Origin of the sequence: Salinicola salarius (genome assembly GCF_003206135.1) — a bacterium.
Lineage (GTDB): Bacteria > Pseudomonadota > Gammaproteobacteria > Pseudomonadales > Halomonadaceae > Salinicola > Salinicola salarius.
The window spans coordinates 33,635-55,619 of sequence record NZ_PZJT01000007.1; the positions used below are offsets into that span (position 1 = coordinate 33,635).

Sequence of the window (21,985 nt, forward strand, 5' to 3'; positions counted from 1 at the left end):
GTTCAGAGACTCACCTTCAGCGTCGGGTTTCGGCCAGAAGCGGACTTTCAGACCATGCTGATATAGCTCCTGGGCTCAGCCGCCGGTTGACGCGCTAGCGCAAACCGGTCGGCTGCAGCCCATGGTTACACTATTTTTTGCGTTCACCAAATAGCTTTATCCACAGCGCAAACCCCTTTTGCTGCAGCCTGTACTCCCCACGCTTCGACTGATTGCGAAGGATTATTTTTCTGCTAGTTAAAGCTTGCAATGCATTATTTAGTGTTTGCTCACTACCTGAAAATTTTTCCTTTATATATTTTTTTGTAGTCCAAGCATTCATGTTTTCAGCCATAATGCTTAAAACCTCACGATATTCATCGGACTTTATTTGCTCATGATAGCGAGAAGCGTAATAACGGGAACCAATGGCGTCAAGGGCGCCCCCCGGATTAAATGCTCCCGACAATACGTCTTCAGCTGAAATCTCACCGTCATTATTGAATTCAAACGCGGAATAGGAAAATTGCTGAATAAAATGAGGATAGCCCTCTGAAAGGGTTGAAATATGCTCTTTCCCTTCCCTTGTTATGGTTGTCTTCTCATCATTTACTCTATTACCTTCTTCGACACCTCGATCAATAACGTAGTAACGATCTTCAGGTGATAGCTCTTTTATCTTAAGCTGCGAAAAAATGCGAAGAGATGACTCATGAGAACTGTATAACTTCTCCGTCACATCCGGTAGCCCTGCAGCCAAAAACATGATGTTATTACAACCATTTTGTTGCAAAAGCTCAGTTAAAACCTTAAAAAAATAACCAATTCGAAGCTCAGGTGAGGCGTTGTCCGCCTCATCTATGAAAAAAACTATTCCATCTTTTCTTTCTTCATCCTTCTCAGGCGCGGTTAGCCTTGAGCACGTCCGGGACAAAGAGTAAGCCAAATCGTCTATAATCAAGTCCGGATCTTCTGAGCTCTGCTCTTTATCAACACCAGAGTCCATAACTTTTATTCGCTGTATAAACTCCCATGTATCATCTAAAAAATTACGGACTTTTTCTACTTTCCCAACTTGTCTTTTTATATTTCTTTCAATCAACTTAATAAGAGTAACCAAGCTCATTCTCTCAGAGATGGCTATGCTTATTAGGATGTAATTGAAACGTTCAAAATCAGGGCTCTTTATACTGCCATCAGCCAGTGGCTTCAGATAGTTTAACAAGGATGATTTCCCAATACCCCTCTCTCCGGTAACCAGAAAATGCATTGGATTACTATATTTTGTCTGCTCGAGACCTTTCTCTAAGGCCTGAATCTCATCAAGCCTTCCAGCAAACATACCTGGAGCTACCGGACTATTTGGCTGAAAAGGATTTATTTTTGACACATTTTCTCCCGTGGCTGTGTAAACAGTGCTTAGACAGTACACTCTGATATTGGATGGAAGCACACGCACATTCAAAAATATTATACAGCACGCCGCGAGTCACCTAACCGACTAAGACACTTAAATATTAAGCATAGGTTCGCAGTATAACACTGATCATCGCGACAGCTGAATAACATCGAAGAACGTGCCCGCTACTTTTGCCGCCATGTCAGCTTTGGGTCGAAAGCGGCCTCAGCTGATGCAGATCGTCAGCCCATAGCATCTGATGGCCAACCAGCCTATATTCTTTGCCTAATGTTAAGAATGTAAATTAATGTTCTCTGAAGTACCAGTCACTTAGACCATCGCATCAGTCCAAGGCCGTCCTAGGTATCAAGCCAAGGCAGGGCAGTGCTGGTTCGATTACTGGCTCTTGCAGCCTTGGATCCGGTCCAGCTATCCTCAAGATGCAAGCCGCTGGTCACTGACGGTCATCAGTGACGCCTTTTGCCTTCGGGCAATTCCCGAAGCCGTTAACGCATCCCGAGAGACGGCGCTCACCTGAGCTGGATGCCACTTCCGAATTTTCGGCCTTGCGCCGACCCACCCATCCGGGGGAACACACTCCCTCGGATGGGGATGGTGTATCTCCCGGACCCGATCCACTGGAGCTGCACTATGAATCCTTTCCAAGGCTCTCGAGCCCTGCTGTTCTCCGTTCTGATTCCGCTCATGCTGCCACAGGTCATTCCTGACCCACTCCGGTGGATCTGGCTGACGCTGGTCGCCTTGGTGGTGCTAAAGCGCCTTGGCTTCATCAGCTTCGGCTTCGGTGGTAGCGCCTCTGGCAATGACGATGAAACGTCCAATTCCGTGAAGACGGGATCGGTCTCTCATCGCCGTGGCGCGACACACCAGGGAGAGATCGTTGCCCATGGCAGCGCGCCCTATCAGTTCGACGAGGCCAACCGCCTCAGCTACTACATCACGCTGCGGCCCGAGCGTGGTGACGACAAGACCGTGTGGGGGATCGATCTCAAGCGCGTGGCGCATGAGACCCCGCTGGCCGTTGGCGATGCCGTCGCGCTCGAGTTCCTAGGGCGTGAAGCGGTTGTCGTCAAGGAGCCGGTTCGCAATGACCAGGGCAAGGTCGTGGATCACCGTCAGGTGAACACGCATCGCCATACCTGGAAGGCACACGTTCTGTCGGCATAAACCAAGCGGTATCCACCCCATGGGGAAGTTTCCTTCCCTATGGGGCGAGGTGCTTCCCCTTTTTTGTTCCCGAGGAGAAGCACCCATGAATCGCAACACGCACAACGCCAACGTCCGTATCGATCTCACCGCCAAGGCGCAACGTCTGGGGCTTTGCCCCGATCGTCGCGACGTGATGGTGCAGATGGAGCAGCCCCTCATCAACGAGGTGGTTGCGCTCTTCGAAACGGCTGGCACATCGCACACGGCTCTCGAGGGGCTGCACTGGATGGAGCGCCTCGATGCGTTCTTGGAGCAGGCTCGAGAGGAGTTATCGAAAGCACCTGCAGGCAGTCGATCGCTCGATCTCGACATAGCGGCACCGCATCGCACCGGGGGCTTATTGCTACCGCTGTTCGTCGGCGTCCATGTCGAGCTGGAGCATCAGCTTGGCAAGCAGACGCTGGTGTTCTCGCTGTCCGGACGTGATCGTCTGGCTGCCTGAGCACACGCTATTCCACATCCATAAGCCCGTTGCGACGGGCTTTTCCTATTCCACCCCGACCGGGATTCGCTCCCGGTGGGGCGTTCCGGTCGTTATCATGAGGTTTCGACGATGGCCGACATCTATCAGGCGATCACCGATCGGATTCTGGACAGTCTCGAGCAAGGGCATATGCCCGGTATCGGACAGCCCTGGGATCCAGCCAGCCGAACGCCACTCATACCCTGCAACGCCGTCTCCGGTCGACAGTACAGCGGCATCAATGTGCCACTGCTCTGGGGCGAGGCCGAGGGCCGAGGGTTTTCCCAAGACCGTTGGCTCACGTTTCGCCAGGCGAAAGAGGCCGGGGGGACGGTACGCAAGGGAGAGAAGAGCACCCTGGCGTGCTTCTACAAACCCATGAAGCGCGAGATCGTCGATGACGCCGGCGAACCCGTGCTGGACGAGGAGGGCAACCCCAGGGAGAAGCATTTCGCCATCCTGCGGGGCTTCAATCTCTTCAATGTGGATCAGTGTGACGGGCTGCCCGAGGAGGTCACGAATCCGCCGGCGACGTCGGTCGAGGGATTCGACAGCGTGGATGCGCTGGACGACTTCATTGACGGCTGTGGCATCAAAGTGACGCACTCACTGGATCGCGAGATCGCAGGTTATTACCCCCGGCAGGACAGGGTGTTGATGCCAGCGAAGGAGCGGTTCCACGACGCGGATAGTTACTACAGCGTCGCACTGCATGAACTGACTCATGCGACTGGGCACGAATCGCGCCTGGCACGCATCGGGATTACCGATCCCGAGCCGTTCGGCTCCGACCGCTACGCGCTCGAGGAGCTGGTCGCGCAGCTGGGCTCTGCCTTTCTGTGCGGGCACTTCGGCATTCGTAACGAGGCATTTGACGCTGCCTACATCGCCAGCTGGATCAGCGTGCTGCAGGCGGACAAGAAGGCCATTTTTCGCGCCACCGGTGCGGCACGTCTGGCAGCGGAATTCCTGAAGCAGACGCATCAGGAAAACCGCACGCCGGCATCGCCGGATCAACCGCAAGAGGAGAGCGCCACGGCCACGCCGAAGCGCCGACCGCAGGCGGATGATCAGGACATCGAGCTATTCGGGCACCAATGGCCGCTGGGCGACAGCGTCAAGCTGGACCCCACGGTCGATCGGGGCACTTTCCGTGCCCAGGTCACTCGCCTGAAGCAGATGGGCTACGCATTCGATGCCACGTCACAAACCTGGACCTATTCGGCTGTGGAAGCGGCTTGAATCTGACATTCAACCCCCGGGGGCGATGACTACCCCTGGGGGCAGCTCGTCCCCATGCTTTTCGATGGAGGCAGCATGTCGACTGCAATACCGCTCTGGCGTCTATCTGAGGCGCCAGAGCTTTTTCTGGACAGCTACGTCGCCGATGGCGACCGCGCGGTTTTTCTGTCCCTGTGGGGGCGGGATACCGCCATTCACGAACTAATGGCCAAGCTGACCCTGCCCATCGCCGAAGGCGGCTGGACGGGGATCACGCTCCAGCGAGATGGCCAGTCGGTCGCTCTACAACTGGACCGTGAGCGCCTGGCGAAGCGCACGACGCGGACCTATCGGCAGACGCGGTTCGGCAGCCTGTTGAATCTCTGGCTGTTCGATCAACGCTGTCAGGATCCGGATCGCGCGAATCGTCAGTGCTACGCCATCTTCAACGAACGAGACCCACGTCAGGACAAAAGCGCAATGCTCTGGTCGCGTCTGCGGGATCTCGCTGCGTTTCCGTTGCTGGATCACTGGCGGCCCACGGTCGTCCAGCTGCTCCTCGAGCATGGCGCGATACGCATGCTCGATCAGACGTCCGAGCGCCTATCCGGTGTCTGGATCGATCTCTCGCTGGCCAGCGTTCAGGACGCTATCGGTCAGCTCATTCACTCCGGCGATCTCGCCACGCAATGAACCCGGGAGGCCATCATGGCTCTGATGTTTCCACGCCTGGCGCGCAACTTCGCCAAGAACGGCTACTACCCGACCGACGAGGACACGATTGATCGTATCCTCCAGGCACTGGGCACCTCGCATGACCAGCGTATGCGCATTCTGGATCCGTGCGCTGGCGAAGGGCACGCGATTCTGGAAAGCGCTCACCGGCTGGGCCGAGAACGAACCGACGCCTACGGCATCGAGTACGATCTCGAGCGAGCACGCCACATGCAGGGCCTGGTCGATGTCGGCATCCAGTCGGATCTGATGGATACCGTTATCTCGCCTCGCTCGTTCGGCATGATGTTCTTCAACCCACCCTACGGCGATCTCGTCAGCGAGACCGGCGGCAGCAAGGGGTACGCCGGCAAGGGCCGGCAGCGGCTGGAAAAGCTGTTCTACCAGCGCTGTGTTCACCTGCTGCAGTACGGCGGGATCTTGGTAATGATCGTGCCGCACTACGTCTTCGACGATGAGCTGTCGAGCTGGGTCAGCCAGCACTTCGATCGCGTCACTGCGTTCGAGGCCGCGGTCGATACCTTCAAGCAGGTCGTCATCTTTGGCGTTCGCACGAAGCGCAATGCACTACTGGCCAATGATAGGGCCAAAACGATCAGGAAGATGTTGCAGCAAATCGGGCTGGGAGAGTTCAAGCCCGAGCCGCTGCCTTCGATCTGGTGTGATGGTCTCTATGATGTGCCGCCGGCGATCGGTAGCACGCCACACTGCTACCGCGTGTCGTTGGAACCTGAGCAACTGGAGCAGGAGATCGATCAACTGGGCGGGCTATGGCCCGATTTCAACCTCGCGTTCTGGACACCTGGGATTACACAACGACGTCCGCTGCGCCGGCTTTCGAGCTGGCACCTGGCGCTGTCGCTGGCAGCGGGAGGCATATCGGGCATCGTGACCTCGCGGTCGGGACGTCAACTGGTCGTGAAGGGCGACACCTTCAAGGAGAAGTCCTCGAAGGTCGAGTTCGACGAAGACGCCGATGGCAACATCAGCGAGCGTCGGATTCTGACCGATCGTTTCGTGCCGGCCATCATGGCCTGGGACGTGACGCCGGACTCTCCCGACAAGGGTCGACTGTTCACGATCACTTCGACGCCGGCGCAGGAAGCACCGGCACAACCTGAACCTGCCGACACGGACGCCGAGACGGCATAACCAACCAAGCTCGCCCAGGGCGAGCCAACCCCTACGGGCAGAATACCGCCCGTAGGGGCGTGTTCTGTCCGTTTTCTATGGAGATGGACATGAACATGCAATGCACAGCACCGGATAACGTCATCGCGCTAAATGATTTCATCGACGAGTTCGGCGACGGTCTTCTGGATACGCTCAACCACACCCACCCCCCGGTCTACGACGGCCGAGGGAACCTGGCGCGACAGGCGGTGATGAACGCGCTGGCACGCCAGCCGTTTCCGGCACAGGCGGATGTCGTTCACGCGATCTGCGCGCTGCTGCTGGATCAGAACGAGCGTGCCGGTGTGATTAACGCCGAGATGGGAACCGGCAAGACGATGATGGCGATCGCCGTCGCCGCCGTGATGGCGACCGAAGGCTATCGTCGATCGTTGATCGTCTCGCCGCCGCACCTGGTCTACAAGTGGCGGCGCGAGATCCTTGAGACGGTGCCCGAAGCTCGGGTCTGGGTACTCAACGGACCGGATACGCTGGCGAAGCTGCTCAAACTGCGCGAACAGCTGGGGCAGCCAGACGATGGCCGGCCGGAGTTCTTCGTACTGGGTCGCGTGCGGATGCGGATGGGGTTCCACTGGGTACCGGTGGTCACCCCGAAGCGTACCATTGCCGGTCGCCTCGCCGCGTGTCCGGATTGCGGCCGCATGATCCTCGACAACGACAATGAGCCGATTCGGTTCGAGTTGTTTCAGCAGACCGAGCGTCAGCAAGCGTGCCCCGGATGTGGTGGCCAGCTCTGGACACTCATACGCCAACGGCAGCCCAAAGGGGATGCCCGCCGTCGTTCGGTGCTCAAGGCGCTGCAGCGCATTCCGACGATCGGTAAGGTGACATCGGAGAAGCTGATCGACCAGTTCGGCGAGGCGTTTCTCTCGTCGATGCTGGCCGACAATGTGCACGAGTTCATCAACCTGATGGACGAGAACGGCGACCTGGTGTTCAACGATCGACAGGCGACGAGGATGGAACGGGCGATGGCGAATATTGAGTTCGGCTTCGGCGAGGGTGGTTTCCAGCCAAGCGAGTTCATAAAGCGCTATCTGCCCGATCAGTTCTTTGACCTGCTGATCGTCGACGAGGGGCATGAGTACAAAAACGCGGGGTCGGCCCAGGGCCAGGCCATGGGCGTACTGGCAGCGAAAGCATGTAAGACGCTCTTGCTCACCGGCACGCTGATGGGCGGCTACGCCGACGACCTGTTCTATCTGCTCTTCCGGATCCTGACGCCGGTGATGATCGAGGACGGCTACCGTCCCCAGCGTAACTCTCTGGGAGCGGCCTCCATGGCCTTCATGCGCGAGCACGGTGTTCTCAAGGACATCTACTCGGAGCGAGAGGGGGCTGGACACAAAACGGCGAAGGGACGGAAAACCTCGGTGCGCACGGTTAAGGCACCGGGTTTCGGTCCCAAGGGCATACTGCGCTACGTGTTGCCCTTCACCGTCTTTCTCAAGCTCAAGGACATCGGTGGCGATGTGCTGCCACCGTATGACGAGGAGTTCGTGGAAGTACCGATGTCGTCCGGCCAGGCCAGCGCCTATGAGAGGCTCTCTGGAGAGCTGACACAGGCGTTGAAGGAAGCGCTGGTACGCAAGGACACCACACTGCTGGGCGTGGTGCTCAACGTGCTACTGGCGTGGCCTGACTGCTGTTTTCGGCCGGAGGCGGTCAAGCACCCGCGCTCGCGGGAGCTGATCAGCTTCGCGAAGTCGATCTTTGACGAGACGTCGACGATGCCCAAGGAGGACGAGCTGGTCGAGCTATGCCGGTCGGAGAAGGCCGAGGGCCGCAAGGTGCTGGTCTACTCCACGTACACTGGCAAGCGCGACACGACGAGTCGCCTGAAGTGGGTGCTCGAGCAGGCGGGGCTGAAGGTAGCTGTGCTGCGCTCGAGCGTCGATACCAGTCGGCGCGAGGACTGGATCGCGGATCAGGTCGAGAAGGGGATCGATGTACTGATCACCAACCCGGAACTGGTAAAGACCGGCTTGGACCTTCTCGACTTCCCGACGATCGCGTTCATGCAGACCGGCTGGAACGTCTACACGCTGCAGCAGGCGGCAAGGCGCTCCTGGCGTATCGGTCAGCACCGGGCGGTGCGTGTGGTGTTCTTCGGCTACGCCGAGACCTCACAAATCGCCTGTCTGCGGCTGATGGCCAGTAAGATCGCCGTGGCGCAGAGCACGTCCGGAGACATCCCTGAGTCCGGGCTCGATGCGCTCAACAGCGATGGCGAGTCGGTCGAGATGGAACTGGCCAGGCAACTGGTCGCGTGATGCTCATATTGACCTCAACCCGACCCCTCTTCGGAGGGGTTTTTATTGGTTATATATTGGGGATATGAGCCGGTAGCAGATTCATGATAAAGCAAGCGTGGTTGGTAGGACCGGGGAACATACCAAAGTAGTCTTAAACCCTCGCCCATCGCTCTCTTGGAATGCTGCCGGGACAGTCGACATTGACATATAGGGTAATTCTTAAAAAAGTCTTAGCTAAGGAAAAAAATATAAAAGTGACAATAATTTTCTCTTAAGACACGACTACCAATATGCCCCAACTGGAGTCGGGCCGAGTTTTGGGCGCCGACCCTATGGCATCCGAGGGGGCATGTTTAAATGAAGACAACGACTGATCATCCTGTAGCTCCTTCACGCAAAGGGCTGATGAGGATCCTGTTCGCAACGAGATATTCGTTATTCGGGCTCAGGCATGCTTGGAAGCAGGAGGCGGCGTTTCGGCAAGAAATCATATTATGTGTTCTGCTTTTACCTGTGGTCTTGATGGCTAATGTTTCAGGTTTGGAGCGAGCCATGCTCTTTGGTACCGCAGTGCTGGTCATCATCGTTGAATTATTAAATTCCGCTTTAGAAGCCGTGGTGGACCGAATTGGCTTGGAGTTTCACCCTCTGAGCGGTAGCGCGAAAGATATGGGATCGGCAGCGGTCTTGGTAAGCCTGCTGCTGATGGCAGGGGTATGGCTATGCATACTTCTGTAGGTTTCGAAAGCCATCTGTTGCGATTGTTTTATGGATGGCTTTTTTTTATTGCGCTAATGCTGCTGTTCCAGCTCTATGGAATCGATTTTTATATCGCTGATTATCTCTACCAATGGGAGGGTGGCCAGTGGCTGTTGAAAGACAACATCATCACTAAATCGATCTTGCATGACGATGGGCGACTTTTAAGCGAATTGATGGGAGTCGGGCTGATTGGGTTTGCCGTGACGGCGTGCGTGAAAAGCAGTCTCAGCCATTGGCGTCGACCTTTGCTGTACCTTGTTGCTTCCGTCGCTTCGTCGACGGTGATTGTGAGCCTCATCAAGAACTCCATCAGCATGGAATGCCCTTGGGATCTTGCCCGTTATGGTGGAGATTTCCCTTTTATCGGTCTGTTTGAAAGTCGTCCGGCCAGCATGCCTGACTCGGCGTGTTTTCCTGCGGGGCACGCGAGCGCCGGCTATGCCTGGGTTGCGTTGTATTTTTTCTTCACCGTGATGGCGCCGGGTTGGAAGTATGTTGGCTTGGCGATAGGCCTGGGCATGGGATTGGCTTTCGGGATCGACCAGCAGCTCAGGGGGGCGCATTTCTTATCGCACGATATGTCTACGCTCATGATTTGTTGGTCATGCAGCGCCATTTTGGGTTGGCTGATATTAAGAAAGGTCAGCCCCCAGGCTGAATCCGTGACGCGGACGCCAGAAATCGTTCGACAAGCCTCGGCCCCCACTCATTACGTCAAAAAGGAGGGGGAATGAACAAGTTCATTGGTTTACTGAGCCGTCGCCCCACGGCAAGTCCAGAACTATTGACGTTGATCGTCTCGATAGCATTTACCTTATTTTATAACAATGCCTTCTGGCAGAAGGTGCTGGATTTGCATTCTCCGGCATTGCCCGGGTCGTGGCTGACCTTAATAGGATACGGTGTACTGATGACTCTTGTTCAGTACATCGTTTATATGTTGTTTGCGACTCGATACACGGCCAAGCCTGTTTTGGGAGTGTTGATAATGGTGGCCGCCAGTGTGAGCTATTTCACATCTGTCTATCATACTTATTTCGATACGACGATGGTGGTGAATACGCTTCAGACTGACTCTCGTGAGGCAGGCGAACTTCTCACGGCTGGACTATTCAAGCACCTGCTGATATTTGCGGGATTGCCTATTCTAATTCTGCTGAGATTCAAGGTTTCCAGGAGCGATTGGAAAGTCACGATTTTGAGGAAGGTCGGTTATTTTTTTGCCGGTGTTATTTTGCTGATCGGCAGCGCACTGTTTATTTATCAAAGTTTGGCCTCAGAAATGCGTAACAATCCGGAGATGAGGTATCTTCTGACGCCCGGCAACTATGTTGTCTCATTAGCCAGGGTGTTAACAGCTAGCCAGAAAAATAAGATCGAGACGAAAATCGCCTTGACCGGTGAAGCGACCTACGAGGGCGGTGATAAGCTCAAGCTGATTGTCATGGTTGTCGGAGAAACCACCCGTGCCGCCAACTGGGGCCTTAACGGCTATGCTCGGCAGACGACTCCAGAGCTTGCCAAGCGTGATCTTATTAACTACCCCAACGTGACCTCTTGTGGCACGAGTACAGCCGTTTCGGTTCCGTGCATGTTCTCGCCTTGGGGAAAAGAAAATTACGACGAAAGTGCTATCAACCAGCATGAGTCACTGTTGGATGTTCTGAAGCTGGCAGGCTATGACGTGCTGTGGGTAGACAATCAATCCGGCTGCAAAGGTGTTTGTGATCGAGTACCTAATATCAAGCTGGATTCATCGACCCATACGCCGGGCTGTGATCAGAAGGAATGCTTTGATGACGCACTGAGGGAGGAATTACAGGCGAAAACGAAGGATCTCAAGAAAAATACTGTTATCGTCCTGCACGAGATGGGCAATCATGGACCCAGCTATTACAAGCGTTATCCCAAAGCCTATGAAAAATTTACTCCGGTGTGCCAGCAAGACGATCTGAGCCAATGTGCCGGTCAAAGCATCAAGAACGCTTACGACAATGCAATATTGTACAATGACCATGTGTTATCCGGCATCATCGACTACCTGGAAACACAGGATAACTACGATTCGACGATGCTGTATGCCTCTGATCACGGAGAGTCTCTAGGGGAAAACGGTGTTTACCTTCACGGTTTACCCTATCTGATTGCGCCGGACGAGCAGACACACGTTCCAATGATTTGGTGGCTCTCCAAGAACATTCGACGCGACGAGGGTATCGATTACGCCTGCATTCAGTCAGCTGCCGGATCTCATCACAGTCACGCCAATCTATTCCACACCATCTTGGGCTTGGCGCAAGTCAAAACGGATGTTTACGACGCCAAGCTGGATATGGCAGCCTCCTGCCAATCCTCATGAGATGCGGCATGGGCCCCGAGAGGGCCCATGCCTATTTTAGTTAATAGAATAATCGTCAAATATGGTCAAGAAGCAGTTTTGCTTTTCGGATAGAAGTGTATTGCCACTGGGACTAAAGAGATGACGATAATCCCTAAGGTCATCCACTGAAAGTGCTTTTGTACCCAATCTATCTTGCCTAACCAATATCCTGCAGCGATTAGCAGCATACACCAGCAGGAAGCGCCTAATATGTTGTACACGGCAAACCGCTTTATTTCCATTTTCGACATTCCTGCCAGGAAAGGCGCTATTGTTCGCACGATGGGAATGAATCGAGCAATTGAAACGGTAGCACCGCCATAGCGTTGGTACCATTGTTCTGTTTTCTCAATGTGTCGTGGATTGATCCACTTACGCTGCCTGAGATATTGTCCGACACGGGATGCCCCTATTGTATAGTTTGTCATGTCGCCAAGAACGGCGGCCAATATGGTGGAAATTCCGGCCCACCAAAGCGAATGTCCGGTCGCCGAGAGAAATGCCCCTGTCGAGAAAAGCAAGGAGTCCCCCGGCAAGAAAGGGAGTATGACAAAGCCTGTCTCGCAGAAAATGATGACGAAAATCAGTGATAAACCCAATAGCCAGTTGTTCTGGAAGAGGTCTATCAATCCACTACTGCTGGTGAACTCATGGATTGCGGTGATAAATGACATTGTTCGCCCTCTGTTCATTGATCGGTGTGGCGATGACCGTTGGTTAGGCTGGTGTTCGTAATTTGCGGTTTTGGCAAATGGTGAGGTATCCCACTAGCATTACTATGGTCAGCAAAAATAAGGCGTTGATTAAGGTCGTCCCCAAACCCAGGCCTCCATTCGATGTGGGTTGTGACAGGAGGTCTCCCAAAGAGGCGCCTAGCGGGCGTGTCAGGACATATGCGATCCAGAATGTCAGAATAGCGTTAGCTTTTAGAATAAAATGTGAGAACGCGATGGCGGCAATCAATACGCCGAATAACAGCACTGCATGGTCATATCCGACACCCATGCCTTCAGCAATGAAATCACCGGCCGCTGTGCCTAGCGCGAAGGTAACGAGAATCGCAGACCAATAAAATATCTCTCTACGGGGTGTAAATATTGAGTGAATGGATAGCGTCTTTTCTACTTTGTACCAAGCGGCAAAGGTCGCCACTAGTAGCGCGCTGAATGTCTCTGTAGATGTTGCCAAAGGCACGTTGAATTGGTCTGTCAAGTTGTCAGTAATCAACGTGCCAAAAACACTAATCAGTAATACAGTGCTCCAGTAGAGCCATGGAGTGTATCGACTCGACCTGATTTGCGTGACCAAGAAGACTGCCAGCAAAATGCCCGTTATAATAGACGTTGCCGTTAGCCCGAAGCCTAGATTGAAATTAAGAAAGTCAGCACCGGTTTCTCCCACTGTTGTTGACATCATTTTGATGATCCAGAACAGTAGCGTCACCTGCGGCACTTTGTTGATCAGCGGCTCTTTGAAGCCTTGGGTGTTATCGGTCATCATCCCTCCATACTCCCGTTTCGACACCGTTAGTGGTGTGACCAGCAGGATGGGGTGCAAGGCTTATCTAAACCTGATGACTATGAGACACGGCAGCTTTAATTCGAGCGGTACGGATACAGTTACAGATTTTCTGCAAAGCAAATTCTATGATGCGCCCGCTCAGAATCGGCTATTGTAAGGAATGGCGAAGCTGGAGAAGTATGTTTTTCGCGTATGTTGTAGTTAGGTCAGGAAAGGACATAGCCATATCTACGACTGCGATGCAAATATGCCACATGGACTTTCGCTCAAGCGCCTACCGATTCCAATAGCAGTTCGCGATGGTTCTCGAGCCATGCCACGAAACGCTCGATACCGACCTCCAGTGATATCTGGGGGGTGTAGTGAATGACGGATCTAAGTTTCTCGGTGTCCGCCCAGGTCTTCTCAATATCGCCGAGTTGCATTTGTTTAAAATGCTTGGTTGCCGTGGCACCCATCGCGCATTCCAGAGTTTCAACGAAATCGAGCAGTGCGACCGGTTCACCCCGACCCAGGTTATAGATCTCATGTGGCGCGGAATCCTGCCCCCTGGGAGGAAGAGGCAGAAGGCGCACAATGCATTCCACCACGTCGTCGATGTAGGTGAAATCTCGCGCCATCCGGCCATGATTGAATACGTCGATGGGCTCGTCCCGAAGCAGGCTCGCGGCAAACATGCAGGGTGCCATGTCCGGACGGCCCCAAGGACCGTAAACCGTGAAAAAACGCATACCTGTGGCCGGTAGGCGATGCAGATCTGCATAGCTGTATGCCATCATTTCATTAGCACGTTTGCTCGCAGCGTAGATCGAAGCCGGTTGGTTGGCTGCGTCGGTCTCCCGAAAGGGCAATGTTTCTTGTCGACCGTATACCGAGCTGGACGACGCGTAGAGCAAATGCTCAACCTGGTAGCGGTTGCAGACATCGAGGATGTTGAGAAAGCCGGTTAGATTACTGAGACCGTATTCATGAGGATGGTCGACGGAGTAACGCACGCCGGCCTGGGCCGCCAGGTGAACGACATGGGTAAATCTTTCCTGGGCGAATAGCGCATCCAGCGCTTTCAGATCGGCGATGTCGATGGTATGGAAAGGCACGTCTCCAAGCCGTTCAAGGCGAGCCCCCTTAAGCGACACCGCATAGTAGTCGTTCAGGTTATCAAGCGCGACGACGGCGGGGCCGTCATTGACGAGCCGAAGCGTAAGGTGAAAGCCGATGAAACCAGCCGCGCCGGTGACGAGAATTTTCATTATAGGTCCTAACGTTAAATCACACGGATGTGCTTCGCTGTCCGATTAGCTGTGTCCGGAACAGTCGGCTTCGTATCCGCTTGGAAAAAGGGCATGAACGGGAACGATGACCAGCTGCCCCCCACGGTACTTGAAAGTGTGGGCGGCATTGTCATCGACAATGAGATGATTGACATCTCGATTCCGGGCGACGATCCAGCCTGACGGGAACTGTTTTTTAAATTCGCACATTCCTGTGGTTGAACCGTCCAGGGTCATAAGAGGGCGCTTTAGTCGCCCCGCAAACTGGAATGTCGCTTGATATCCATCGCCATTGAATGCCACCGGTATGTCTTGTGATTCCAGTTGCGCCAGCAGCGCACTCGGTGGTCTGACATCGAAGCGATTCCAAAAGGGGCCCAGCATGAATTGCGTGGCGATCAACACGGCGAGACTGGTGCCTAACGCTATTCCTCGCACGGCCGCTCGGCCGGAAGTCCAGCGCCAGCGCCAGAGTAAGCAGGCCCACGCGATCAGAGCGAATGCGCCGAGCGGAGAGATGGTTGAGGGCCCCATGGCTCCTTTACCCCATATCATCAGCAATAGTCCGACCACCCCAAGTAGACCGATGGCAAGTGCTGGCGCTCGGGTTCTGCTGAGAACATTGGAGTCCAATTCGCTTTGACCGATACGGTCCATTATCACCAGCGCTAGCGCGGGTATTAACGGCATCAAATAGTGGATTTGTTTACCACTGATTAGCGAGAACACTATCAAAGGAATGACAAGCCACACCCATGCAAGACGTTGATATCGAAAACGTGGCAAACGTGGCCATGTAGCCGGCCACACCATCCAGGGGAACGTAATCAGCGGCAGCCATGGTATATACCACCACAATGGGCGTGCGTGGGCCATGGCGTCATGAAGCCGATCGACACTCTGGCCCCAAAGCAGTTCCCGGCCATAGCTACTGCCACCCAGCCAGGACGCAGAGAGGGCCCAGCACAACAGAATGCTCGTGCCGATCAAGAGCGATAGTCCTAGCCGCATACGTCCCTCGCGTCCCAGTTGCGTCTCGCGCCACCAGGGCATAGCGAGAAGGATTGGCACGAGAGTAATAAAAACGGCAGGTCCCTTTGCCAGCAGTGCCAGCCCTAGCCAGACTCCGCTGACGAGACTTTTTCGCGTGGTCAATTGTCCTTGGATCAGGGGGCTGATAGCGCCCAGCAGGCAGGCGGTCAATAGGATGTCGAACATCAAGGCACTGCTGTAAAGGCTCCACATCAACATCGCCATCATCAACATAGGCGCGAGCCGTGCTCGACTGCCAGCGTAGCCCAGGCGGCGGGCGACTCGATAGAGGTGGATCATCGCCACTAGAGACGCAAGGGGGCCTATGAGCTTAGGCCACCAGTCGTTGACGCCAAACGCCCCCCAGCCAATATGAATCAACCAGAACAGCAAAGGGGGCTTATCGGCGTACGCCTCGCCATTCATCAATGGCACCCACCAGGAATGCGAGTGCCACATTTCCCAGGCAACAGAGACGTAACGTGTCTCGTCAATGGGTAAAAAAGGACGTGTCAGGGCTCCAGCGACTGCTATCAACCACAAGAAAGCGATGATAAGCGTATCGCGATGCTTGGCTTCCCAGAGCCGGACATAGAAGCGTCTTGAACTTGCCAAATTGGTACCCAGGTCATCAGATGGAACCTTGATTTCAGCCCTACCTTGAGGGACGAGTCTTAACGAAAAATTATTGAGTGACCTAAAGTTAAAATTAACGTTTTCGACCTAACTTAGTTCTGACACCGCCCCTGCGATAAGACAGCGTTAAGCTGCCTGTGCCTCAATCCAGTCTATGACATTTCGGGAGAATGTCAGCATGACTAGGGAGGACATGAATACAATGAACGTATTGTTGGCGGAAAGCGACCTTCTTCTGGGCAGGAAAATTAAAGCGATGCTCGCTCGCGAAGGATATCGTGTCACCTGGTTGACCGAAGGCGAGCAGGTTGCACAGAGAGTTCGTTCTGAACCTTTCTTACTGCTCATTCTTGATCTGGGATTATCTGATGTCGATGGATTGGGCGTGTTGAGGAAGGTGAGGTCTCATTCTCAGCTACCCATCTTGATCTTCGCGCGAGGGGATGATGTTGAAAGGTATATCCTGGGGCTCAATGCGGGAGCAGATGATTACATGCTCGAACCCTTTGGTTCTCAGCCGCTTCTTGCCCGTATTCGTGTATTGACCCAGCGCGCAGGGGGAGAATTCGCCCAGCCACTATCCTTGGGGCGCCTGTCAATTAACGAACTTGGGCATCAGGTCAGTTGGGACGGAACTCCCATCAACCTCGGGCGGCGAGAATTTTCGTTGTTGCTCGAGCTTGCCCGTCACCGGGACGAGGTGATGTCACGTCTCGAACTTGAAAATCAGCTCTATAATAGAGGCGAAGAAATCGGTTCCAATGCCCTTGAAGTTCATATACATCACTTGAGACGCAAACTTGATAAGCAGCTTATAATGACTATTCGAGGGGTTGGCTATCGTCTTGATAGCCATGCAACATGAAATCCATTCGACGTTATCTGAATATAACTCTAGCAGTCGTCCTTTTGGTGGTCATTGGCTTGGCAGTCACCGCTGCCTATTATATAACGCGCCATGAAATGGAAGAAATTTTTGATGCCCAACTGAGCGTGCAGGCTCGAATCGTTGCATCGCTGGTGGGCGTTCATACCTCAAGCGATGAATATGCAATGATCGCCAGACAGCTGTCCCAGCCGGGACACTTCGCTCGGTGGTTTGACCCGTCTAATCGCTTTACGCTCAATTCCGGTAACTCGAATCTTTACGATGATGAAGAGCGGGTGCTGTCGATGGGGTTCTGGGATTCCATGGGTCGACCTATTCTAATGGGCGCGCGTTGGAATGAGCCGGATCGTGCTTTCCCCGCGCCCGATAAAACAGGACATCGTTCGCAATCCTACGGCGGCAATTTGTGGCGCGTCTTCAGTTTGCAACTGAAGGATGGTCGCTGGGTCAGTATTGGCTTGAGGGAGACCTTCCAAAGTGAGCTGTCCAATAAGATCGCGATGGGCAACCTCGCCCCACTCATCTTTGCCTTACCGATTCTGTTTTGGCTGATCGCTCACTTCGTTCGCCGAGGGCTAAAGCCGATAGACCAGCTTTCTCGTCAGGTAGAGGCTCGCGACGAGAAAGATCTCAGTACTATCCATATGTGGGTACCTCGGGAACTGGAAGCGCTACATCGGGCGCTCAATGATTTCATCTCTCGATTGGCAAGCACATTGGAACGTGAGCGACGCTTCACGGCAGACGCGGCCCATGAAATGCGCACGCCGTTGGCCGCTATGAAGATTCACCTGGATAACGCACGTCACGGTGATACAAGCTCCCTAGACAAAGCGTATCAGGGTGTTGAGCGGCTACAGCGAGTGGTGGAGCAGTTACTGCTGTTGGCGCGCCTGGATATTAGCGATGAAGAGCCCGCGGGAGAGAAGGTAAATCTCTCCGGGCTGATTCTCGAATTGGTTGCTGACGCCTGGTCCCAGGCGGAAGCCAGTCATCAAGTGATAGACGTCGGAGATGGCGGTTCAGTATGGGTTCTGAGCAACCGGACGGAATTGGGGATACTGATTCGTAACTTGTTGGATAATGCGCTGCGTTATACCCCGGTTAGTGGCGAGGTGGCGGTAAATTGGGGAGGCGAATCCGGGCTTGCCTGGATGGTCATCGAAGACTCGGGTCCCGGGATCCCCGACGACATGCTTGATTTAGTTAAACAGCGTTTTCAGCGCAACGCCAATCAGCATATCAGCGGGAGTGGCCTTGGGTTGGCGATTGTGATGGAGATCGCCGAGCGTCAGCGAATAACGCTGACACTCGAGAATCGTCCTGTAGTGGGACTTTCTGCCAGGTTGGATTGGCATGATCCCAGTATTTGAATCCTTGGCAACTAGACGCTAGGGCCATGCTGTTTGTCTGGCAGTGTGGTGGGTGCCACGAATAGCGGCGCCGCGTCAGCATCACTTCGGCAGGTGCTGACGGCGCCTGCCGGTATCAGCCACCACGTGTCGCCATTTTGGACCCCCAAGTCATGCATCTGCGATCGATCGATGCAGGCGTAATCCTCGGCCTCACGCTGGATCGCCAGCATCCAGCGACTTGAGTCGGCCTGAAGCCAGGCAAAAGCACGACTGAATTGATCGCGGTTACGCGTCCCATCGCCAAAATGAACACTGGGCTGACGTGACTGGAGCAGAAACTCTTCGTCATAGTCCGGCATGGCGAGCCAGGCGCCCTTGCCAGTCATCTGAACGACCTTCGCCATCATGTCTCGGGGAGAACGAGCCGGGTCCTGTAATGCGTAGCCCCATGTAGACCAGCTCACCCAGAAAACGACTAGCCACGCACCGAGTGCCCAAAGGCCACGGCGTGGACGAAAGCCAAGCAGCAATCCCATGGCGATCGTGCCAATGGTGATCCACCATGCCCAGGGGACCACATCATGACGTTCGGCTACGCGTTGCAATGCGTTCAGGCCTGACGCCCCCAGAATGCCTGTCAGAAGGAATACACTCCCCAGGATGGCCAATAGCGCGAAGCCCAGCCAATGCAACTGGCGTTTGCCAAGGAGACCTGGCACCAGCGGGACTAGCGCCATCACCAGCAGTGGCAGAGTCGGCAACATGTAGACACCGCGCTTGCCCGGCGACAGCGAAAAGAAAATCACGATTAGCACGACGGCGGTCAGAGGCAATATGATTCTGGCATCGCCACGACGCAGGCGCCGCCACCAGGCTGGTATGGCCCAGGGGAATGCGAGTACGAGCGGCATCCACGCCCACGGGAGTACTTCCAATAAATAGTAATACCAGGGCGCAAGATGGGCCCAGGATTCCGCGTAGCGCTGACCGGTCTGCTTGAACATAATATTGTCGCGATAGGCCGCGAGCGCAGGATCTCCGCTCGTTGTCGCCATGATGATCATCGGTACGCCCCAGGCAGCGATGCATAGCACCAACACACTGATTCCCTGAAGCAGATCCTTTATGCCGATGCGTGTCACGCTGCCGCGATAAGCTAACCATAACCAGGCAGGTAGCAGGGCTAGGGGCAGGATACCGACACCTTTGGTAATAATTCCAAGGCCCATGGCGGCCCAACCTATCAACCACCAGCGCTTGGCTGGACCTAGTAGCGCGTGGCGTAGGAGCCCATAAGCGCCCAACGTAGTGAAGAAGGTCAGCATCATGTCGATCTGAGCGGTCTTGGCTTGCAGCACGAACTGCAATGCGGCCAGCAACGTGAGGCCCGATATGATGGCCAGGCGGCGCCCGTAAAGCCGTCGACTGAGATCAACGACCAACACTAGGCATCCCAGGGCGGCCAAGGTGGTAGGAATCAGAAAGCCAAGCCGGACAGATCCGGTGAGGGCAATGGATAGTGCCGATGCCCACATGAAGACTGGGGGTTTGTCTGGATAGAGCTCTCCTCCCCGATGCGGGAACCAGAATTGCCCGGTGCGCAGCATTTCCAGCGCATTGAGGGCAAAACGCGGCTCATCGGCGGGCCACGGGTCTCGTAGACCAATACCGATACCGAGGAGAATGACGGCGAATAGCATCAGAAGCAGCCAGGCACGGCGATAGTGTGCCTGGGAGGGGTCATTCCAGAATTCTTTCATCGGCAATGGTATTCCGTTCAGAGGATCTGATTGTCGTCGGTCGGCTTGGAGTGCTTCCGTTCACCGCGGATTAACATGAGATTGCGGGCATAAATGACTAACCCGGCCCCCTGTCCAGCGATGAATACGGGGTCATGGCGATAAATGGCGTAGGCCAGGAGCGTCGCGCCTCCACCTAAACTGAAAAACCAGAACGCGATCGGAACAACGCTACGTTTGGCGCGCTCACTCGCCAGCCATTGCACGATGAATCGTGCTGAAAATAGTGTTTGGCCGGCAAAGCCAATGGCAACCCATACCCATTCGTTATTCATCGATTTGGCTCAGCTGGCGTTTTCTCGGGCTTTTGTGTGGCGATATTGGCAGCGAGATGGGAATCCGCACTCGCTATTGGCAGCCGGCTCCTTCGGCATAACCACATCACGCCAATCATATCGACTAGCCCGACCCAGAGTCGATTATTCAGCCCGTAATGTGACTTACCCGTCCCCCGCTGACGGTGATTCACGGGAAGCGAAATACAGGTGCCCCCTTGGGCCAGAATCAAGGCAGGTAGGAACCGATGCATGTGATTGAAATAGGGGAGTGATAAGAAAGCATCACGGCGGATAACCTTTAAGCCACAGCCTGTATCCGGTGTTGAATCGTTGAGCATTGCCGAGCGCACTTTATTGGCGATCCTCGAAGACAGCCGTTTGATCCAGTCATCGCGACGATTGGTTCGGTGTCCTGCTACAAGGGTGACCCCTTCGAGTTGCGCTCGCTCGAACATGCTAGGCAGATCGGCCGGATCGTTTTGGCCGTCACCATCGAGCGTCCCTAACCAAATACCGCGCGCTGCCCAGGCTGCCTGCCAAACAGAGGTGCTCTGGCCAGCACTTTTCGCATGGCGCAGTGGACGTATGCGGTCATCTGTAGCGGCTCTTTGTGCTAGAAGCCGCCAGGTATCGTCGGTGGAAGCATCGTCAACGACAATGATTTCGTATTCGATGGATGTCAGGGCGGCAGCAATTTCGTCCAGCAATGTGGCGAGGTTACCGGCTTCATCCTTGGCGGGAATGAGTATCGAAAGCAAAGGGGAGTGCATTGCGTCGAATTTCCTCGCTCGGAGTATAAGACTGCTCAGCACAGGACGCAGTGGACATCCGTTCTGAACAGTGCAAGTTCAATAAATGCTATCTGATTTCGATGATTCTGGAGCCAGCGCTCTGCAAAGCAGTTACCTATCTTCACGAGCTAGTCTTAAAAGACCCTTAAGGAGAAACGCAATATGACTTTCGTGGAGTCTTTGGCTTACAAGACTGCGATAGAAATGGTTGGGCTCTTCTGAAAATTGAGGCCATGGTGAGGTAAGTATTATTATCGAATACGTTGATTTTATGCCAGCAACATATTTTGGTTGCAATAATATTGAGCTTTACTAAGATTTGGCTAATGGGTAACGACCGCGGTCCGTATTTACGCTGCAACGCCTTTTCTGAAAAGGTTAAGTGAAAAATAGCAGGGTCATGTTATGCGTGTGCTGATTTATTCGACAATTGTCGCGAGTGGGAGATTCTGGCAACAGAAGCTCCAAGCGCAACCAGTCCAGGCAGATTTGGTCGTCAGTATGGAAGAGGCGAGAGAGACACTCGCTATGGCCACCCATGATGCAATTGTCCATATATTTGATGAGAACTGCTCTCATAATCTCGAAATGTTGCGTCGGCTTCGGGAGGGGCTAAATTTACCAATTTTGGTAGTGATAAACGGACAACAAAAACACAGTGCATTTGAGGTGCTTGACGCCGGCGCTGATGATTTTTTGCCATCTTCTGTTGACGTTCGTGAGTTGTTCGCCAGGGTTCGATGAAAATGTAGAGTTGCAACCGTGAGTGGGGCTAATATAATTTATAAAAGCGGG

Annotated in this window: 20 protein-coding genes; 12 read left to right on the forward strand and 8 right to left on the reverse strand. The window is 54.3% G+C overall.

What is annotated here, in order from left to right:
• Positions 1 to 130 precede the first annotated feature (130 nt).
• A complete protein-coding gene (locus DOM32_RS09010) occupies positions 131 to 1,369 on the reverse strand; it encodes an AAA family ATPase (protein WP_110633539.1) in 1,239 nt (412 codons plus the stop codon).
• 660 nt (positions 1,370 to 2,029) lie between these two features.
• Between DOM32_RS09010 and DOM32_RS09015 the strand changes: the two genes are divergently transcribed.
• The 9 genes from DOM32_RS09015 (at position 2,030) to DOM32_RS09055 (ending at position 11,597) form a co-directional block, all read left to right on the forward strand.
• The gene (locus tag DOM32_RS09015) at positions 2,030 to 2,566 is read left to right on the forward strand and encodes a hypothetical protein (protein WP_110633542.1); all 537 of its coding nucleotides are present in this window, start codon (positions 2,030 to 2,032) and stop codon (positions 2,564 to 2,566) included.
• A gap of 85 nt (positions 2,567 to 2,651) precedes the next feature.
• Positions 2,652 to 3,050 (forward strand): hypothetical protein, encoded by a 399-nt coding sequence (locus DOM32_RS09020; RefSeq protein ID WP_110633544.1) that lies wholly within the window; start codon positions 2,652 to 2,654, stop codon positions 3,048 to 3,050.
• Between the two features lie 111 nt (positions 3,051 to 3,161).
• On the forward strand, positions 3,162 to 4,313 hold the full coding sequence (locus DOM32_RS09025) for a DUF3275 family protein (protein WP_110633547.1): 1,152 nt from the start codon (positions 3,162 to 3,164) through the stop codon (positions 4,311 to 4,313).
• 75 nt (positions 4,314 to 4,388) lie between these two features.
• Entirely contained in the window at positions 4,389 to 4,985 is a 597-nt protein-coding gene (locus tag DOM32_RS09030) for a hypothetical protein (protein ID WP_110633550.1), read from the forward strand.
• 15 nt (positions 4,986 to 5,000) lie between these two features.
• The gene (locus DOM32_RS09035) at positions 5,001 to 6,179 is read left to right on the forward strand and encodes a DUF6094 domain-containing protein (RefSeq protein WP_110633553.1); all 1,179 of its coding nucleotides are present in this window, start codon (positions 5,001 to 5,003) and stop codon (positions 6,177 to 6,179) included.
• Positions 6,180 to 6,268: 89 nt separating this feature from the next.
• On the forward strand, positions 6,269 to 8,494 hold the full coding sequence (locus tag DOM32_RS09040) for an SNF2-related protein (RefSeq protein WP_478013358.1): 2,226 nt from the start codon (positions 6,269 to 6,271) through the stop codon (positions 8,492 to 8,494).
• 339 nt (positions 8,495 to 8,833) lie between these two features.
• Entirely contained in the window at positions 8,834 to 9,214 is a 381-nt protein-coding gene (locus tag DOM32_RS09045; RefSeq protein WP_110633559.1) for a diacylglycerol kinase, read from the forward strand.
• Positions 9,199 to 9,972 (forward strand): phosphatase PAP2 family protein, encoded by a 774-nt coding sequence (locus DOM32_RS09050; protein ID WP_244179868.1) that lies wholly within the window; start codon positions 9,199 to 9,201, stop codon positions 9,970 to 9,972. Before DOM32_RS09045 ends, DOM32_RS09050 begins: the two co-directional genes overlap by 16 nt.
• Positions 9,969 to 11,597: a phosphoethanolamine transferase gene (locus DOM32_RS09055; RefSeq protein WP_110633565.1), complete on the forward strand. Its 1,629-nt coding sequence runs from the start codon at positions 9,969 to 9,971 to the stop codon at positions 11,595 to 11,597. The genes DOM32_RS09050 and DOM32_RS09055 overlap by 4 nt, the downstream gene beginning before the upstream one ends.
• A gap of 65 nt (positions 11,598 to 11,662) precedes the next feature.
• Here DOM32_RS09055 and DOM32_RS09060 read toward each other — a convergent pair whose 3' ends face one another.
• From DOM32_RS09060 to DOM32_RS09075, 4 genes are all read right to left on the reverse strand, one after another.
• Complete coding sequence (locus tag DOM32_RS09060; protein WP_157957054.1) at positions 11,663 to 12,292, reverse strand: VTT domain-containing protein; 630 nt, start codon at positions 12,290 to 12,292, stop codon at positions 11,663 to 11,665.
• Between the two features lie 43 nt (positions 12,293 to 12,335).
• Entirely contained in the window at positions 12,336 to 13,115 is a 780-nt protein-coding gene (locus tag DOM32_RS09065; protein ID WP_110633572.1) for a COG4705 family protein, read from the reverse strand.
• Between the two features lie 290 nt (positions 13,116 to 13,405).
• Positions 13,406 to 14,389 (reverse strand): NAD-dependent epimerase/dehydratase family protein, encoded by a 984-nt coding sequence (locus DOM32_RS09070; RefSeq protein WP_110633575.1) that lies wholly within the window; start codon positions 14,387 to 14,389, stop codon positions 13,406 to 13,408.
• A 45-nt stretch (positions 14,390 to 14,434) separates the two neighbouring features.
• Complete coding sequence (locus tag DOM32_RS09075) at positions 14,435 to 16,057, reverse strand: ArnT family glycosyltransferase (RefSeq protein ID WP_157957055.1); 1,623 nt, start codon at positions 16,055 to 16,057, stop codon at positions 14,435 to 14,437.
• A gap of 223 nt (positions 16,058 to 16,280) precedes the next feature.
• On the opposite strand from DOM32_RS09075, the gene DOM32_RS09080 reads away from it, so the two are divergent.
• Together DOM32_RS09080 and DOM32_RS09085 are read left to right on the forward strand one after the other, a co-directional pair.
• The gene (locus DOM32_RS09080; protein WP_110633665.1) at positions 16,281 to 16,943 is read left to right on the forward strand and encodes a winged helix-turn-helix domain-containing protein; all 663 of its coding nucleotides are present in this window, start codon (positions 16,281 to 16,283) and stop codon (positions 16,941 to 16,943) included.
• A complete protein-coding gene (locus DOM32_RS09085) occupies positions 16,940 to 18,340 on the forward strand; it encodes an ATP-binding protein (RefSeq protein ID WP_110633581.1) in 1,401 nt (466 codons plus the stop codon). Before DOM32_RS09080 ends, DOM32_RS09085 begins: the two co-directional genes overlap by 4 nt.
• 11 nt (positions 18,341 to 18,351) lie before the next feature.
• Here the strand turns inward: DOM32_RS09085 and DOM32_RS09090 are convergent, their stop codons facing one another.
• The 3 genes from DOM32_RS09090 to DOM32_RS09100 are packed head-to-tail and all read right to left on the reverse strand — an operon-like array spanning position 18,352 to position 21,169.
• On the reverse strand, positions 18,352 to 20,082 hold the full coding sequence (locus tag DOM32_RS09090; RefSeq protein WP_110633584.1) for an ArnT family glycosyltransferase: 1,731 nt from the start codon (positions 20,080 to 20,082) through the stop codon (positions 18,352 to 18,354).
• Between the two features lie 17 nt (positions 20,083 to 20,099).
• Positions 20,100 to 20,396, reverse strand: a complete 297-nt coding sequence (locus tag DOM32_RS09095) for a lipid-A-disaccharide synthase N-terminal domain-containing protein (RefSeq protein WP_110633586.1) — start codon at positions 20,394 to 20,396, stop codon at positions 20,100 to 20,102.
• Positions 20,393 to 21,169 (reverse strand): glycosyltransferase family 2 protein, encoded by a 777-nt coding sequence (locus tag DOM32_RS09100; RefSeq protein ID WP_110633589.1) that lies wholly within the window; start codon positions 21,167 to 21,169, stop codon positions 20,393 to 20,395. Before DOM32_RS09100 ends, DOM32_RS09095 begins: the two co-directional genes overlap by 4 nt.
• Positions 21,170 to 21,595: 426 nt before the next feature.
• Between DOM32_RS09100 and DOM32_RS17765 the strand changes: the two genes are divergently transcribed.
• Positions 21,596 to 21,934 carry a response regulator gene (locus tag DOM32_RS17765; protein ID WP_157957056.1) on the forward strand — a complete coding sequence of 113 codons (339 nt, stop codon included), beginning with the start codon at positions 21,596 to 21,598 and terminating at the stop codon, positions 21,932 to 21,934.
• The last annotated feature ends 51 nt before the right edge of the window (positions 21,935 to 21,985 follow it).